Consider the following 15,967-nt stretch of genomic DNA (forward strand, 5'->3'; position numbering starts at 1 on the left):
TTCAATAACGATCAAAGTTCTGCAACAGACCGCTGCTTTGCGTGGCAGAAAAGTACAGTCCAATGCTCCTGCTGGGCCTGGGTGTGCCATTTTGTTCTCAAATCCATAGACTGGCGTCCGTTGAAATCATTCTTATAATTGAAATTATTGGTCAGATAGCTGTATTGAGGCAATTCATCAGCACCATAAAAAATGGTTTTTTCTCCATCTTTAATCGTTATCGTCTGGTGAAATGGGGTATGTCCTGAGCTAACCTCGAAATGGACCTGTCCGGTAATTTGCCCTGCATCATCATCTAAGAAAACGACCTGTGGATGATCAGCTAGCAAATTCAGCGCAGGGTGGTGATAGGATGGATTATCTGTTTGCTGTCTGGCAAAATCCAGTTCGCGTTTCTGCAGGTAATACTTCGCATTGGGAAAAGTAAGCTGATAGGAGGTGCCGCTGGTTTTGCCGGCACTTCCGCCGGTGTGATCCTTGTGCAGGTGAGAAAGGATCACATGGGTTATCTGTTCTGGCTGGATTCCTTGGTCTTGCAGAGATTGGAGAATCTGCAGCTTGCCATCTTTTTCATATCCAAGGCCGGTATCCAGCAGGATGTATTCATTGCCAGTACTTATCAGAAAAGGAGTTACGCCTATCAGTACACCCCCAGGTCCGGAAGCCTGCTGACCATTGTAGGGAACAAATATTTTACTTCGATCTACAGTAAATAATCCTTCGGACAGGGCGGTAATTTCCATTTTTGAGATTTCTGATAACTTATTGAAGCATGCTTACGCGCAAAAGTACTTCCGATCCGCCACTTTGGAAAGTAGCATCGTCCTGATTCCTTCGTACAATTAGTGAAAGATATTCGCCAGATATGTTGCTTGGGCTTGTTCGCGAGTATTCTTTAAAGATTCGAGCATTAATTTAAATTGTATTATTTCGTGTTTTGAGAAGGCGTTGAAAATTCATCGTGTGGATTTTTTAAGAAAAGTCTTGTTCTGAAAAAAAATAATACGACATTTGCCTATCGGATAAGTAGATTAATATAAAATTATAACCCTGACCCACCATGATATTCCTACCAATTCAAACAAGTTGTTGAAAATCAGATAAAGTTTTTGACTGAATTTGAGTCCGTCCGAAAAGGCGGATAAGGCTTTTCTATGCCCGTATTTTAACGATAATTTTCGCTGCTCTTATTATTAATCCCACTTTTAACCCCGGATAAAGCTTCGGGGGGTTTGACACGTAAATATGAAAAAACAACTATTAATCTCCGCCAGGATTACTCCGGGCAGGCGTTTTGGGCGAAGCAGATTTTTTCTCGCTGCACTTGTCTGCACAATGAGCTCGGTACCGTTGCTTTCAGCGGCTCATGCCGGAAAAATACCGGCAGTAACTGAGAACCGATCACATCAAAACAGCCGGGTTCACAATACTGCAAATCTGCAGATAAAAGCGGATCAGGAAATTGCAGGTAAGGTAACAGACGATAAAGGTGAAGGTTTACCTGGCGTCAATATCCTTGTCAAAGGAACACAAACGGGGTTTCAGACCGATGAACAAGGTAATTATAAGATACGTGTAACCCAGAGTACAGGATCATTGGTGTTCACTTTTATCGGGTACGTTAGTCAGGAAATCAGGTTTGGTGGTGAGTCCAAAGAAATCAATGTAAGGCTTGCTGTAGATACAAGGCAACTCAATGAGCTCATTGTAACGGGTTATACAAGTGAAAGTAGAAAATCTTTCACAGGTTCTGTCTCCAAGATCAATGCCAATCAGCTCGAAAACAGACCTGCGCAAAGTCTCGACCAGCTACTGGGAGGACAGGCGGCAGGCGTCAATATCGTTCAACCAAGCGGTACGCTCAACAGCACGCCGGTTTTCAGAATCAGGGGAATCAATTCCATTACATCCTCGGTGTACCCATTGTTTATTGTAGATGGAGTTACAGTTTTCACCGGCTCAGCGGGTGGAGCTGTGGGCAATAACCCTTTGGCGGATATCAATCCAAATGATATTGAATCAATAGATGTATTGAAAGATGCGTCGGCAACGGCTATCTACGGTTCCCGCGCAGCAAACGGGGTAGTGGTGATCACAACCAAAAAAGGTAAAAGAGGTGGCACTAAGGTTACTTACGACGGTTGGCTGAGTTTCAGTAAGCCGTTCAATTTACCTGAAATGCTGAATGCGCAGGATTATGTGACGATTAAAAATGAAGCGAGGGTGAATGCCGGACTCACACCAGGTTTTGTGCTGGGCACCAACGCGGATGGAAGCCCTATCAGTACCGACTGGTATGATGTTGCCTACCAGACTGCCGTCTCACACAATCACAACGTGAGTTTCTCGGGTGCAACAGAACAAACGTCTTATTTCGCTGCGGTTAATTATTCTGATCAGAACGGGATTCTTAAAACCAATAAGTTCAAAAGACAGGGTGCCAGGCTGAACCTGGATCATAAATTGAACAGGTTTATTACTCTGGGAACCAATGTGTCATTTACCAATTCGATTAACAGCGGGCCTAATTCAGGAGGGGTCGCTCCGAATTCAATCACCTCCTCATCGGGCAATAGCGTAAATACACAGTATATTGGTTTGCAACCTCTGGCCAGACTGACCTACATTCTGCCTCCCAACGTACCTGTTTATAACACGGATGGCAGCTATAACATCAACACGGCCAACGGCAATATAGGTTATGGTCCTAACAGTCCTTCATTAGGTGTATTCAATTCATATAATTTGCAAACGATCCTGGATCTGGATAAGAATACATCAGAAAACAATACACTCATCGGAAGCGTATTTGCAGAGGTCGCATTGCTCAGCAACCTGAAATTCAAAACCGTTTATGGAGTGAATAATCTGGTGGTGGAGAACACCAGTTTTCGTAATCCGTTCAGTTCGGAAGGATTCCCGAATGGTGGTGCTGCAACAAATTCGAATTCAAAATATTTCCGTTCGAACTGGACCAACACGTTGAGCTACGACACGCAAATCGCAGAAAGTCATAATCTGCGGGTGCTTTTGGGGCATGAAGAAATCTACAGGAAAATCGAAGGTTGGGGAGCCACGCGCTCAGGATTGTCTGATCCTTTTTATTCGAGTTATCAGGGCGGCTTTACCAACATAGTTCCTGCTGCTAATGTGCAGGCAGAGAATGGTTTGCTCTCGTTTTTTGGTACTGTGAATTACGACTACCGCAAAAAATACCTGCTAAGTGTGAACCTGAGGCGTGACGGACTTTCTGCTCTGGCAGAGGGAAACAAGTGGGGTAATTTTGGAGGAGGATCTGTGGGCTGGAATATTTCAGAAGAAGGCTTTTTTCAAAATGCCGGTATATCCAAATGGGTTAACAACCTGAAGATTCGCGGAAGTTATGGTGTGGTAGGCAACAGCAGTCTGGATGATTACGCGTCGCTGTCACAATACAGCAGTGGCACCTATTCCGGTTTGCCAACACTGTATTTTAGTCAGGCAGGTAATTCCTCATTGAAATGGGAAACCAGCAAGAAGGTCGATGTCGGTTTTAGCGCGGGACTTCTCAATAACCGGTTTACGGTAGAAGCAGCCTACTATCAGAACAACATTGACGGGCTGATACTGAATGCGCCTCAGGCGTTGTCTCAGGGAATTCCGGGTAATTCTATTGCTGCAAACGTGGGTTCGCTTTACAACAAAGGGATAGAGCTGGCGATTACTACGCAACTTATTCAGCATAAATCGTTCCGCTGGTCCACTGATTTCAATATATCAACATTAAAAAACAAAGTAACGTCTCTGGGTGCAGGTGGTGATATCTATCCGGCTGTGCTAAGTACTTTTGGTATACAAAATGTGACCCGGGAGGGCTATTCGGTAGGATCTATATTTGCTGTGCCTGTGAATGGTATCAATCCTGAAAATGGTAACAGAATCTACATCAACCGCAATGACAGGGAAGTGCAGTATGACGCTGTCACCAAAGCATTTACCTATTTGAACGGAGAAGCGGCTCCGGTTATCGACAACTATGCGGATGGAAGAATACAGGGGCCGTCGCTTCCAACCTATTACGGTGGATTGAACAACAATCTCTCTCTGGGCAGGTTTGATTTGAATATCGGGCTGATATTCTCTGGCGGCAATAAGCTTTACAACGGAACAAGATCCACTATTTCTGATCAGCGTTATTTCAACAACGGGACTTTCATAAAAGACCGCTGGACTACACCGGGACAGATCACGGACATCCCAAAACTGGTTTGGGGTGACAGTTTCACTGGTGGTTTCTCGTCTGCAAATGCGGCCAATGTTGAAGATGGCTCTTTTATTAAACTGAAAAATATCGCGCTCAATTACCGCGTACCACTGAGCTCAGAAGGCATCGGGCGCTACATTTCATCTGCCCGGGTTTATGTGCAGGCTTCCAATATCCTGACGCTTACGAAGTACACCGGCTCTGATCCTGAAATATCAATCAATGGAAATTCGATCAATTCCGGAAAAGATCAGAACGTTCCTGCAAATGCTTCGGTGTTCACAGTTGGGTTAAATCTGGGTTTCTAAGCAATTGACATTTAATATCATCTGAATCAAATGAAAAAGACATATATAACGGGAAAGGCATTTAAAAGAACGCTTTTGTGGAGCAGTTTTTCTATCGCTGTCTTATCCTGCCACAGCAATATTCTGGATCTGCAACCACAGACCAGTATCTCCGAGCAGACGGCATTTTCGACACCTGCAAAAATCCTCTCACAAGTAAATGGACTTTATAGTCAGCTTGGAGCAGAATCTTTCTATGGTGGGCGCTACATTATTTTCAGCGAGCAGAGAGGAAACGAGTTCAGCCAGAATGACGGAAACAATTCCACCGGTGCCAACGTGTGGAACCAGTCAATCACCGGCTCCGGAGATTTTGTCAATGCGGTTTGGAGTGCTGCTTACCGCACGATCAATTCGGCCAATACGCTGATTGATAAACTGAGTGAAGATATTTCTGTGATAGACCAGCCCACAAAGAATGCCTATATCGCCGAGGCTAAATTTATCAGGGCACTCAGTTATTTCAGCCTTGTTCAAACTTATGCCAAGCCCTACACGCAAAGTAGTTCTGCGGTGGGTCTGCCGCTACGACTGAAGGGAGAAACCTCAGGCGGAAATAATGATTTGGCATTTAGTACCGTGGCTCAGGTGTATGAGCAGATTCTGAAAGATCTGGATCAGGCAGAAACAGACCTGCCCGCCACTTACAGCACTGCATTACTGAACTCATCAAGAGCACATAAGGCATCGGCAATTGCCTTGAAAACCAGAGTGAATCTGGTGAAAGCAGATTATGCAGCTGTGGCTGCCGAAGCTGCCAAGATTGTTTCAGCCGCGGCTCCATTTCAGTATGTATCAGCAAGTCTTACGCATAAACTGGAAGCAGATATAAGCAGCGTTTTCACAGGCTCCTACACAGGCAGTGAATCGATTTTCACAATACCATTCCTTTTGCCTGCGGAAGCGCCGGGGCTACAGAGCTCTCTGGCCAGTAATTACCTCACACCGGTTATTTATCTGAACACGGCTGCAATCGTTTCTGACCCCGTTTTTGGTGCGGAATCAAAAGATGCGAGAAAAGGGCTGCTCACCACCAACGCGACAGGGCAGAATCTGCTTAGGAAATTCTCAAAAAATTCGGCGCCTTTTACAACCTACATTCCCGTAATAAGGTATGCAGAAATTTTGCTGAATTATGCCGAAGCCGCAGCACAAAACAATGATCTGGAGAAGGCAACTGCCTTGCTGCAGGCGGTGCGTAATCGTTCGGATGCCAGCCACAGATTCAGCACGGGTGTAGCTACTAAAACCGAACTTGTAGCAACGATTCAAAAGGAAAGACGAATTGAATTACTCGGAGAAGGTTTCAGGTCTCACGATCTTTTCAGAACCGGCCAGCCGCTTCCTGCCAAAGTAGGTAATGCGGGTACAGCTCCTGCTATTGCCCCGACTGCCGCCAACTATGTATGGCCTGTGCCTAGCAACGAATTGGCCTACAATAAGCTTGCGCCCAGGTAGGCAATACAGTTTATTGAATCAACAGGAGCATATAAAATTTGAACAAAATTAACTGAAAATGAAAAGAACAATTCTTGCAGTATTGGTATCGCTTTTTTTTGTGGCGTTCAGGCAAACGGATCGTGATAATACCCGAAGTGAACAGACTGCCGACAAGATTTTTATTAATGCAAAAGTACTTACCATTGATGCTGATAATTCCCTTGCACAGTCGGTAGCAATAGGCCAGGGAAAGATTCTTGCCGTTGGATCGAACGCAGACGTGTTAAAGCTAAAAGCAAAGAACACGCAGGTTGTGGATCTGAAAGGTAAGACCCTGATTCCGGGCTTCATTGACGGGCACAGTCACTTTATGGGATTGGGACAGACCAGAAATGCAAACCTTTCGCCACCGCCAATGGGAACAGTCCGTAACATTAAAGACATTGTTGCTGTTCTGACCAAATTTAAAAAGGATAACGATATTAAAGACGGAGAATGGATTTCTGCCTTTGGCTACGATACCGATCAGCTGGAGGAGCATCGTCATCCCGAAAAGAGCGACCTGGATCAGGCGTTTCCTGATAATCCTGTGGTGCTCACGCATGCTTCGGGGCACATGGTCGTTGCCAATTCGCTTGCGCTGAAACTGTCGTCTATAGATCAGACTACGAAGGATCCTGACGGTGGCACGATTGTCAGAAAAAAAGGTTCACAGGAACCGACCGGCCTGTTACAGGAATCGGCAGCCAGGTTGGTGAAACGGGCAGAAGCGAGAAAATTAACGCTGGAAGAGAAATTCGAGCAGTTAAAACAACAGCAACAGCTTTATGCAAGTGTGGGCATTACAACGGCTCAGGACGGGTTGTCTAGCCTTGAATCGGTGGAGCTTTTAAAGAAAGCAGCTGAAGCTAAGGTCTTGTACATTGATATCATTTCGCTTCCCTACTACCTTTTTCTGGACAAACTGATCGCTGATAAATCTTATCAGTTCGGCACTTACGATGCACACCTCAAACTCGGAGGTTTCAAAGTTACAGCAGATGGATCTCCGCAAGGCAAAACGGCGTTTTTCTCAAAACCTTACCTGACCGAGGTACCCGGCTGTAACCATGATGAATGTACCGGTTTTGCGAACGTGACCCAGGAAGTGCTCAACAAGGTAATTGTGACAGGGATCAAAAATAGTATTCAGCCTTATGTGCATTGTAACGGAGATGCCACAGTGGACATGTATATCAAGGCAATTGAAAACGCAAATCTGCAGACAGGTATTTCGGCAGCAGCGCACAGGCCGGTTGTAATCCATTCACAATTTGTAAGGCCCGATCAGCTTGATAAATACAAGCAACTGGGGTTGGTTCCGTCGTTTTTTACAAACCATACTTTCTTTTGGGGTGATGTTCACGTCAAGAACCTTGGTAAAGAGCGTGCATTTTTCTCTAGTCCGCTTAAATCTGCGATCAAGCGCGGTATCACTTTTACCAATCATACTGATTTCGGTATCACGCCTATCAGCCAGCTTTTTTTGCTTGGATCTTCTGTAAACCGGCTTTCAAGAACCAATGTGGTGATCGGTCCGGACGAAAGGGTAACTGTTGCTGAGGGGCTGCGCGCGATTACAATCAATGGAGCCTATCAATATTTTGAGGAAAAGAACAAAGGCTCGATTGAGAAAGGCAAACTGGCGGATCTGGTGATACTCTCGGACGATCCTACTTCTATTGACCCGCTAAAAATCAAAGACATTCAGGTGTTGGAGACGATCAAGGAAGGCAAAACCATTTACGTAAAAAATACCAGTAAGAAGTAATGTTATCACAGATAGTACCTATTGACGTAAGAACGCCCGAGCAGGTGGCAGAGATTTCATGGTTTGACGATATTATAGGTGGCGATACACAGCATTTGGGCGTACTTGATACCCAGCGTCGCAGCAGCTTTAAACACTGTGCAGCTATTGCCAGGAATGCAGAGCAGCTGGGATTTACCAATATTTTGTTACCGACTGCCTATACGGTAGGTCAGGATGTGCTCACATTTGCGGCCGGTATAGCCCCTCAGACTGACAGAATCAATCTGTTAACAGCAATACGCACCGGAGAAATTCATCCGCCGATGCTGGCCAGGGCGATTGCCTCTCTGGACCACATGCTGGAAGGAAGGCTGGTTCTGAACATCATTAATTCAGATCTTCCCGGACTTCGGGAAAATCCGGATCTGCGCTACCTGAGATGCCAGGAAACAATAGAAATTCTCAAACAGGCCTGGACCCAGGACAGGATCGACTACGACGGAGAAATATATCAGTTCCACATGCCAGCTGATCCGGTGAAACCCTATCAGCAAAACGGAGGTCCGCTGCTTTATTTTGGAGGTACTTCAGAAGGATCAAGGCAGGTGTGCGCCAAACATTGTGATGTATTTCTCACCTGGCCCGAGTCAGAGGAAAGTATCTATGCGACCATGCAGGATATGACTGCGAGGGCTGCTGAGCACGGGCGTAAAATTGATTTCGGACTCAGGATACATGTCATTGTAAGAGAAACTGAAGCAGAAGCAAGAGCTTATGCAAGAAAACTGATGTCGAAGTTTGACGAGAAAAAAGCGGCTGAGATCAGAGCCAGGGGAGAGGATTCACGGTCTTTGGGTGTACTTCGCCAGGATGAGCTGCGCGAAACAGCAGACGAAGACGGCTACACCGAGGATATTCTTTGGACTCATATCGGGAAGGTTTTCTCTGGCTGTGGCAGCGGATTGGTCGGAAGCCCTGAGCAGATTATCGCCAAGCTTAATCGTTATATGCAAATGGGCATCAGAGCTTTTATATTTTCGGGTTTCCCGCTGATGGAAGAATCTGAACATTTTGCCAGGCTCGTATTACCTCATTTACCCAATGTTTCATTGTCAAAGCTACAGGGACGTATTCCTGAATCTGAGCCGTCGACCCCGCTAACCCACGCCGTACTACAATGATTGATGTTCAGACACAGGAAACAGAACTTAAAAGAGAGATCGGCTTAATAGACGCCACTCTGCTGGTAGCGGGAGGTATGATCGGTTCAGGCATTTTTATTGTCAGCGCTGATATTGTACGGAACGTCGGCTCATCAGGCTGGTTGATTGCCGTCTGGCTGATCGGTGGTTTTATGACGCTTGCTGCTGCGCTGAGCTATGGTGAGCTGAGCGCGATGTATCCCAAAGCCGGAGGACAATATGTTTACCTGCGGGAAGCTTATAATCCACTGGTGGCATTCTTGTATGGCTGGAGCCTTTTCGCCGTAATCCAGACAGGTACCATAGCGGCAGTGGGTGTATCATTTTCGAAGTTTTTAGCTTATTTTCTGCCCTGGGCCAGTGAAGATCTGGTTGTCTTTACTCTCGGGAATTTCAAGGTGTCTCCGGCTCAGCTGATTGCAATCGGGCTGATTGTGTTTCTGACATATGTAAATAAAAATGGCGTACGGGGCGGAAAAATTATTCAGACTGTATTTACTTCCACCAAACTGCTTAGTATTATCGGTCTGATCATTTTTGGTTTTATTTTTTTTAAGGCCGATGTATGGAATCTGAACTGGAGTGAAGCGTGGAAACTACACAGGATCAATATTGATGGCTCATCCTCAGAATACATAGGAAAAGCTGCTATTGGTGGCGCGGTTGCTTCGGCTCTGGTGGGATCGATCATGAGCTACGAGGCGTGGAACAATGTTACCTTTGTAGCAGGAGAAATTACCAATCCCAGGAAGAATATCGGATTGAGTCTGCTTTTGGGAACAGTGATGGTTGCCGCGATTTATATTCTTTTAAATCTGATGTTCACAGCTGTACTTCCAATGGATCAGATTGCACTCACTGAAAAGGACAGAGTAGGGATTGCAGCTTCAGAAGCAATATTCGGAAGCAGCGGAACAGCTATCATTGCAGTACTGATTATGATCGCAACGTTTGGCTGTAACAATGGCTTGATACTTGCCGGAGCCAGGGTCTACTACAGTATGAGCCGTGATGGAGTGTTTTTCGACAAAATTGCAAAGCTTAACAAACATGCCGTTCCGGAATTTGCTCTTTGGGTACAATGTATCATAGCATGTGTACTGTGCCTGAGCGGGCGTTATGGGGATTTGCTGGATATGATCACCTTCGTTGCCGTGATCTTCTATGTGCTTACTATAGGAGGAATTTTTATTCTCCGGTATACAAAGCCAGATGTAGAGCGTCCCTACAAAGCGCCGCTGTATCCTTTTCTTCCTGGATTGTATATTTTGATGGGTGTGGCATTCTGTATATTGCTCATCATTTATAAGCCTCAGTTTACCTGGCCCGGACTATTCATTGCCTTAAGCGGTATACCGGTGTTTTATCTGTTAAAGCTTCGCCGTTAGTATTGACCAATATCGGGTACGTTTCAATAATTCGCATCTCAGGCACTCTGTCATATCAGGGTGCCTGCTTTTTTAACTTAATTCCCGGATTGTTTTGGAACTAAAGATAGTCGCAAATCTTTCTACACTGAATCAGTGTTTTATAAAAATATCAATCCCGACCCGTAAGGATCAACCCATGTATAAATTTGTTCTTTTTGTCAGTCTGCTGTTATCGGTTTGCAATTTGCATGCGCAGTCAACCACTAATGTTTTAAAGGAAAAAAGTCTGATCAAAGGACAGACCGTTTATTTAAACAGCAAAGCCAGGCTGGGTGGTAAGAGCAGAATAGTATTGCCTGTGAAATTACCAGCGAATACGGTGTCGTGGTACTACTCTTTTTCCACTGTAAAAACCAATGATGCCAGTACCATACTGGAAGGTTCAGGGCTCGAAATTCAGATCGCGAAACTGATTGCAAACGGTGCTCTGAACGTGATCAAGGCAGGTATGGCAACTAACGTAGTAAGCCAACTCATTAAACCGACAGGCAGTGGTGTTGTGGATGTCTATCTCACCGATAACAAGGGTTTTAAGGAATTTGAAAAAAAGGATCTCGTAGGCATGTATGATGTGGATGTCCCCACTTTCTACGAGGAAGGAACTGCGCAGAACAGCCGGAATGGCGTATTTCAGGTTCCGGTAGTCAGAAACGATCTGTACCTGTGTATCAAAAATCCAAGTGTCACTGAGGGCGTGGCCATATCTGTGGATGTAGTCGCGATTGTTTCTACAAAACAGTATAAGGACATATGGACAGCCGAAAGTGTCGAAGCTATTTATACCGATTGTTTGAATGAATTCAGCATTCGTGACAGTGAGGCCGAAGCGATTTGTGACTGCAGCAGAAATCAGATTAAAAGCATTTATACCCCTTCAAAGTTTTCATTGTTGTCACCTTCTGAAAAGACAGGACTGCTTCGTAATACAATTAAGGTGTGTTCTGAGAAGGACGGTCTGCTGTCACAGGATTACAAAGACAACAAATTAAAGGAACTCGCTCAGCTTGCTGCCGGACAAATGATTACTAAGGACTACAAGGGTGCTGTTAAATCTTACAATGAGCTTTTGAACTCGGGCGTTACATCAATTGATATATACAATAAACTCGCGTTCAGCCAACTTTGTGCCGGACAGCTTGAACAGGCCAGAAAAAGTCTTTCTATTGGATTGGGCAAAGAACCGCAGGATATGTATTTGCTCACCAATCTGGCCTACTATTACTTGTTAACATCTGACTTCAAAGAAGCTGATAAGATTTTTGAGGACTTCAAAGGTAAAAAATTTCCCAACAAACAGAAATTTAAGGATGTAGTGGCTCAGGATTTGTCAGAGTTTGAGCGGCTGGGAAAGAATAACAATCATTTCTCACAGGTAAGACAGAACTTAAGAATTGACTGATCTGAATTAACGTAAAGATCAGTTGGTGTAATTCTATTACTATACAAAAAAAGATAAGAGCTCCGCAAAATCCGGGGCTCCTATCTGACATTACTCAACGTTGACTCATCTACGACAGAAGATTATTGATAGATCATTTTTGTTTAAAAATTAGTAAATCTTTTTTTACTAAAAAGTTGGAGCCGGATGTGATGGTTTGTTGTCAATAAAATCATTTCGAGATGCTTCTCGAATTTGTAAATTTACTTTGTAGTAATTATTCCTTAACGTTTATCGACTACGTATGTAGTAAAACGTTGGGGGTTGATGCCTGATGTGCAGATTTGTTTCGATGAGTATAGTGAATTCTACTATGTTTTTTTGCAACTGCCTATATATCAGCGATTGGTATAAAAAATTTTAGTTTTTTTTAATACCACTACTGTTGCTTTTCTTTCGAAAAAAGCGGTTATTTGAATCAACAATCCACTATCTACCTTTCCCTCTATGAGACATTCCAATATTTTCGCTTATAATGAGCTCTCGAAATTTGCGGAAAATCTTTCGCTGAGCATTAATTCTGTAAAATCTGACCTGATAGCACAACATGCTTATTTCAGGGTAATTCCGGCCAGCATGTTTTCGGAGGATTTGGCTCCTCGTTGGGAATCAATATGTGAGCGTGTTAAAAGATCCGGTCCGGCGGTAGATGAAGACAATCATATCATCACCAATGAGGTGAAGAATACAATTCTTCACATGAGTGATCAGGAGTGTTATGATCTGACAGACCAAATACTAAGTCTGAGAAATAAAGTTGCAGCTGAGTTCTAATTTACGTGTCCCGTTTCGATCTTAAAGCGGATACTTTCTGTAGGGTTCGGTCAATAATATATCTTTCCTTTATCCGATCATTGCTCAATGAACGGATAAAGGATTTTTCGTTTCTAGTGACGAATCCGGTGCCCCGGCTCATAGATTAATCTCAGAAATGTACTTAGTCTTTCATCTGTCCTATCTACAGGAATCCCCGTCACGATTCCAACGATCAGGTTGTCGGCCACACTCACACGCATCTGCGGGCGAATGGTCATATTAAATTCTGTTTGATTGAATTCTTTGTTGAATTCGATACCTATAAAATTTTTGGTTTTCGGGATCATATAGTGAAAGCTTGTATTGGCCTGGTATACAGTATGCACGCTTCCAGAGGCGAAGTCATGGTGAATAACAGGACCGGTATACAGCAAGCTGTGAAAGTTTCCTCCCCAGCGTTTGGCAGCAATAAAGAAGGGATTGTAAATATTGCCCTTCAGAAATTTCCCCTTCCCGTAGTCAGCAAAAACAGGTAATTCAAGTTCATGCAGATAGCCGATCGCCATGGTCGTTTTCCACTTTTCGGAAACCAGAAAGGAATATTGCCCTGCCACTTTAAGTCCGTTTAGTCGGGATCCTCTGGATCCTTCCAGCCTGGGAGTTGACGGGTAAATAGTAAAAGGCAATTCAACTTCAAGTCCCAGTCTGTTAATGGGAGCCCATTCGTACTCCACAAGCGCGATGTATTCATCTCTGGAATAGCGGTCATTTAGACCAAGTCCTACATTCCATTCTTTTTCTCCTTTTCTTGCTCCAAGATCCCTGATCAGATCAATATAAAGAGGTTCAGCATGCAGGACCTTTGCCGGGTACTGATGCTCTTCAACTTCCCGGATGTACAAACTGTCTTCTTCGTTTTTTTGAGCATAGCTCTGCTGATACCGGATGGTAGAACCAATCAGGGTAAGCAGCATAATAATATGAAATTTCATTACTGTTCGAAACGCTGTTAATGTGTTGTTAGTTAAGATCGAGGTCAGACTAACAGCATTTCGGGTGGAGGGCTACTGCCTTCGATGATCGGGCGCGGATCAGTAAAAATCGCTCTGCTGAGAAACCTGACAGATTCAAGTTTCAATAGGGTAGGTGAAAATCTAAACCGGCAACTCACAGGGAAATGATACAGCGTAAGTCCACTGCTTCGACTATTGCTGTCATCATCATCGGTCTCAGGGAAAAGGTGGTCGAAACCCAGAATATGCTCAGTTATGAATTCGATTAGACTCTCCTGATCATTGATGCTAAGGTCTTCAGCAACAGAGATGGGTTGAAAATCCGGAGAATCTACAGAAAGGTTAAGTAGGTGAAAGGCAAAGAAAATACAAAAATACCGGCTCGCCCTCAGGCTCCTTAGAAAAGTCATGAAATGCTTAATCGGTTCTTTAGACAAGGCAAAGTTATCAGCTTGAAACTTACAGAATCAAGGCCTTGGATATTTTAACCAGATTGTAATCAATTTGTTATCTCATTGTAATAAGTAGGTATTTAATGAAGGCTAACCAGGTAGGGAAGGTGAATGCAAATTGCCGCCTTGCTCTTTTCTGACTATGCTTTCAATATACTCATCCAGGGTCGTACCGGCGCGAAGTACATCCGGGTCGGGCTGGGTTGGATTGTCAAGCGTTACCTTTGTCATTGCACTCATCGACTCTGCCGCCAGGGCTGAGAACCCGGCAGAAATTAAAGCATTTTTCCAGTTTACTTCAGGGATTACAACACAGTCTACAGACCGGCCAAGCGCTTTCTCAAATGCACGTGCCACATCGGCCGGAGAATATAGCGAGGGGCCCTGTGCATGATACAGACGGGTTGATTCTACATGCTCCATAAGTAGATGTGCTGCGATCAGCCCAAGGTCGCCGGGAGCAATCATAGGTAATTTGAAGTTTGCAGGATAGAAGGAATGAAGCAGCCCATCCGTTTTTGCAGTCTGCAAAGCACTGTCCCAATTACTCATGTAATAGGCGCCACGCAGAACAGTAACTGGTTTGCCAAGCTTCGAAAGTAATTGTTCCATATGATACAACACGCCCAGATCGCCCAGCTGCTCACCCGGCTGAGCACCGTAGGTTGAAAGAGCAACAACCTTCTTGATAGAGGATGAATCTAATGCTTCAACAATAGTATTTACGGTCTGAGTTTCTTCCCTGACGGTATCAGTCGAAGGGTCCGCAGGCGGGTTAAGAATAAAAAGACGATCTCCCTGCGCAAATGCCTGACGAAGTTCTTCCACATTGTGGGCATCGGCAATAATGACTTTTATGCCTTTTTGGTGAAACTGATCCGCTTTTTGAGTATCCCTGATAATTACGGCCACCGATTGCTGGTTGGCGATTAGTGTGTCGACTACAGCTGAACCTACATGCCCTGTTGCTCCTAAAACCAAATGTGTCATTGTAATCCAATTTAAAAATATCAGAACTGAAAAGTATTTTATTACCCTGCATGCCTTCCTTTTAAAATTTCTTGCCTGATTACAGCTATTGAATGTGAAGTTGTTAGAACAGGCGAACGATTACCTGGCTGTACAGAGGTTACTGATCCGGGAGAAAAACAATTTAACCCATGTGGATTTTAGACTCAGGGATTAAGATCGCTTTTTATTGATATTTTGAGAATGCAAACGTTTCCATTGGGCTGAATGCTGCTGCTGTGGTGAAATTTTTGTCCAACGGGGCGCTTTATCCCCATGGTTGGCATGGGTTTTGGTTATGTAGCCCAATAGTGAATGAAGTATATTTTAACTTGGAAATGTAATATGAATCTAGCATCTAAAGGAGGGCAATCCATCTTCCTGGCAGAGGACGATCACGACGATGTCTATCTGTTCAACAATGCGCTTGGTAAACTGGAGTTAAATCATCAACTCACAGTTTTTGGAAATGGAGTAGAATTAATGAATGGTTTAGAGGGGATATCGCCGGCACTTCCTGATATTATTTTCATTGATATCAATATGCCAGTGAAGAATGGTCTGGATGCGCTTAAGGAGATTCGGGAGAAATTTTCCGCCAGACTGCCGGTATTCCTTTTTTCTACCACAGGAGACCGTGTTACGGTAGAACAGGCCAGAAAGCTTGGAGCTACCGGCTATCTTTCCAAACCAAAATCCACTCGTGATTTGGAGGATCTTCTACTGAAAGTACTATCTGTAAACTGGCAGTCGCGCTCGGTGCATGACTTTTATGTGCATCTGCAGGTGGCTGATCTTAATCAGAAAGTATAGTTTAAAATAGCATTAGCTTACTCCGCTTTAAAG

General features: G+C 44.2%; 12 protein-coding genes. 8 read left to right on the plus strand and 4 right to left on the minus strand.

Going from position 1 to position 15,967, the window contains the following annotated elements; all coding sequences use genetic code 11:
- Positions 1 to 11 precede the first annotated feature (11 nt).
- Entirely contained in the window at positions 12 to 743 is a 732-nt protein-coding gene (locus tag DSL64_RS07845; RefSeq protein ID WP_115830123.1) for an MBL fold metallo-hydrolase, read from the minus strand.
- A 502-nt stretch (positions 744 to 1,245) separates the two neighbouring features.
- Here DSL64_RS07845 and DSL64_RS07850 point away from each other — a divergent pair.
- From DSL64_RS07850 to DSL64_RS07880, 7 genes are all read left to right on the plus strand, one after another.
- Positions 1,246 to 4,551 carry a SusC/RagA family TonB-linked outer membrane protein gene (locus DSL64_RS07850; protein WP_115830124.1) on the plus strand — a complete coding sequence of 1,102 codons (3,306 nt, stop codon included), beginning with the start codon at positions 1,246 to 1,248 and terminating at the stop codon, positions 4,549 to 4,551.
- A 30-nt stretch (positions 4,552 to 4,581) separates the two neighbouring features.
- Entirely contained in the window at positions 4,582 to 6,048 is a 1,467-nt protein-coding gene (locus DSL64_RS07855; RefSeq protein WP_115830125.1) for a RagB/SusD family nutrient uptake outer membrane protein, read from the plus strand.
- Positions 6,049 to 6,106: 58 nt separating this feature from the next.
- The gene (locus DSL64_RS07860; RefSeq protein ID WP_115830126.1) at positions 6,107 to 7,840 is read left to right on the plus strand and encodes an amidohydrolase; all 1,734 of its coding nucleotides are present in this window, start codon (positions 6,107 to 6,109) and stop codon (positions 7,838 to 7,840) included.
- Complete coding sequence (locus DSL64_RS07865; RefSeq protein ID WP_115830127.1) at positions 7,840 to 9,003, plus strand: LLM class flavin-dependent oxidoreductase; 1,164 nt, start codon at positions 7,840 to 7,842, stop codon at positions 9,001 to 9,003. The genes DSL64_RS07860 and DSL64_RS07865 overlap by 1 nt, the downstream gene beginning before the upstream one ends.
- Entirely contained in the window at positions 9,000 to 10,412 is a 1,413-nt protein-coding gene (locus tag DSL64_RS07870) for an APC family permease (RefSeq protein ID WP_115830128.1), read from the plus strand. Before DSL64_RS07865 ends, DSL64_RS07870 begins: the two co-directional genes overlap by 4 nt.
- A gap of 178 nt (positions 10,413 to 10,590) precedes the next feature.
- Positions 10,591 to 11,853 (plus strand): tetratricopeptide repeat protein, encoded by a 1,263-nt coding sequence (locus DSL64_RS07875; protein ID WP_115830129.1) that lies wholly within the window; start codon positions 10,591 to 10,593, stop codon positions 11,851 to 11,853.
- 486 nt (positions 11,854 to 12,339) lie between these two features.
- Positions 12,340 to 12,666, plus strand: coding sequence for a hypothetical protein (locus DSL64_RS07880; RefSeq protein WP_115830130.1), 327 nt, complete (start codon positions 12,340 to 12,342; stop codon positions 12,664 to 12,666).
- 113 nt (positions 12,667 to 12,779) lie between these two features.
- On the opposite strand, the gene DSL64_RS07885 is transcribed toward DSL64_RS07880, so the two are convergent.
- The 3 genes from DSL64_RS07885 to DSL64_RS07895 all read right to left on the minus strand — a co-directional run bounded on the left by DSL64_RS07885 (position 12,780) and on the right by DSL64_RS07895 (position 15,103).
- On the minus strand, positions 12,780 to 13,640 hold the full coding sequence (locus tag DSL64_RS07885) for an HAEPLYID family protein (protein ID WP_115830131.1): 861 nt from the start codon (positions 13,638 to 13,640) through the stop codon (positions 12,780 to 12,782).
- A gap of 44 nt (positions 13,641 to 13,684) precedes the next feature.
- A complete protein-coding gene (locus DSL64_RS07890; RefSeq protein WP_115830132.1) occupies positions 13,685 to 14,071 on the minus strand; it encodes a hypothetical protein in 387 nt (128 codons plus the stop codon).
- Positions 14,072 to 14,203: 132 nt separating this feature from the next.
- Complete coding sequence (locus DSL64_RS07895) at positions 14,204 to 15,103, minus strand: NmrA family NAD(P)-binding protein (protein WP_115830133.1); 900 nt, start codon at positions 15,101 to 15,103, stop codon at positions 14,204 to 14,206.
- 363 nt (positions 15,104 to 15,466) lie between these two features.
- Between DSL64_RS07895 and DSL64_RS07900 the strand changes: the two genes are divergently transcribed.
- Positions 15,467 to 15,934, plus strand: a complete 468-nt coding sequence (locus DSL64_RS07900) for a response regulator (protein WP_229216993.1) — start codon at positions 15,467 to 15,469, stop codon at positions 15,932 to 15,934.
- Positions 15,935 to 15,967 lie beyond the last annotated feature (33 nt).

The organism is Dyadobacter luteus (genome assembly GCF_003383615.1).
Taxonomy (GTDB): Bacteria; Bacteroidota; Bacteroidia; order Cytophagales; family Spirosomataceae; genus Dyadobacter; species Dyadobacter luteus.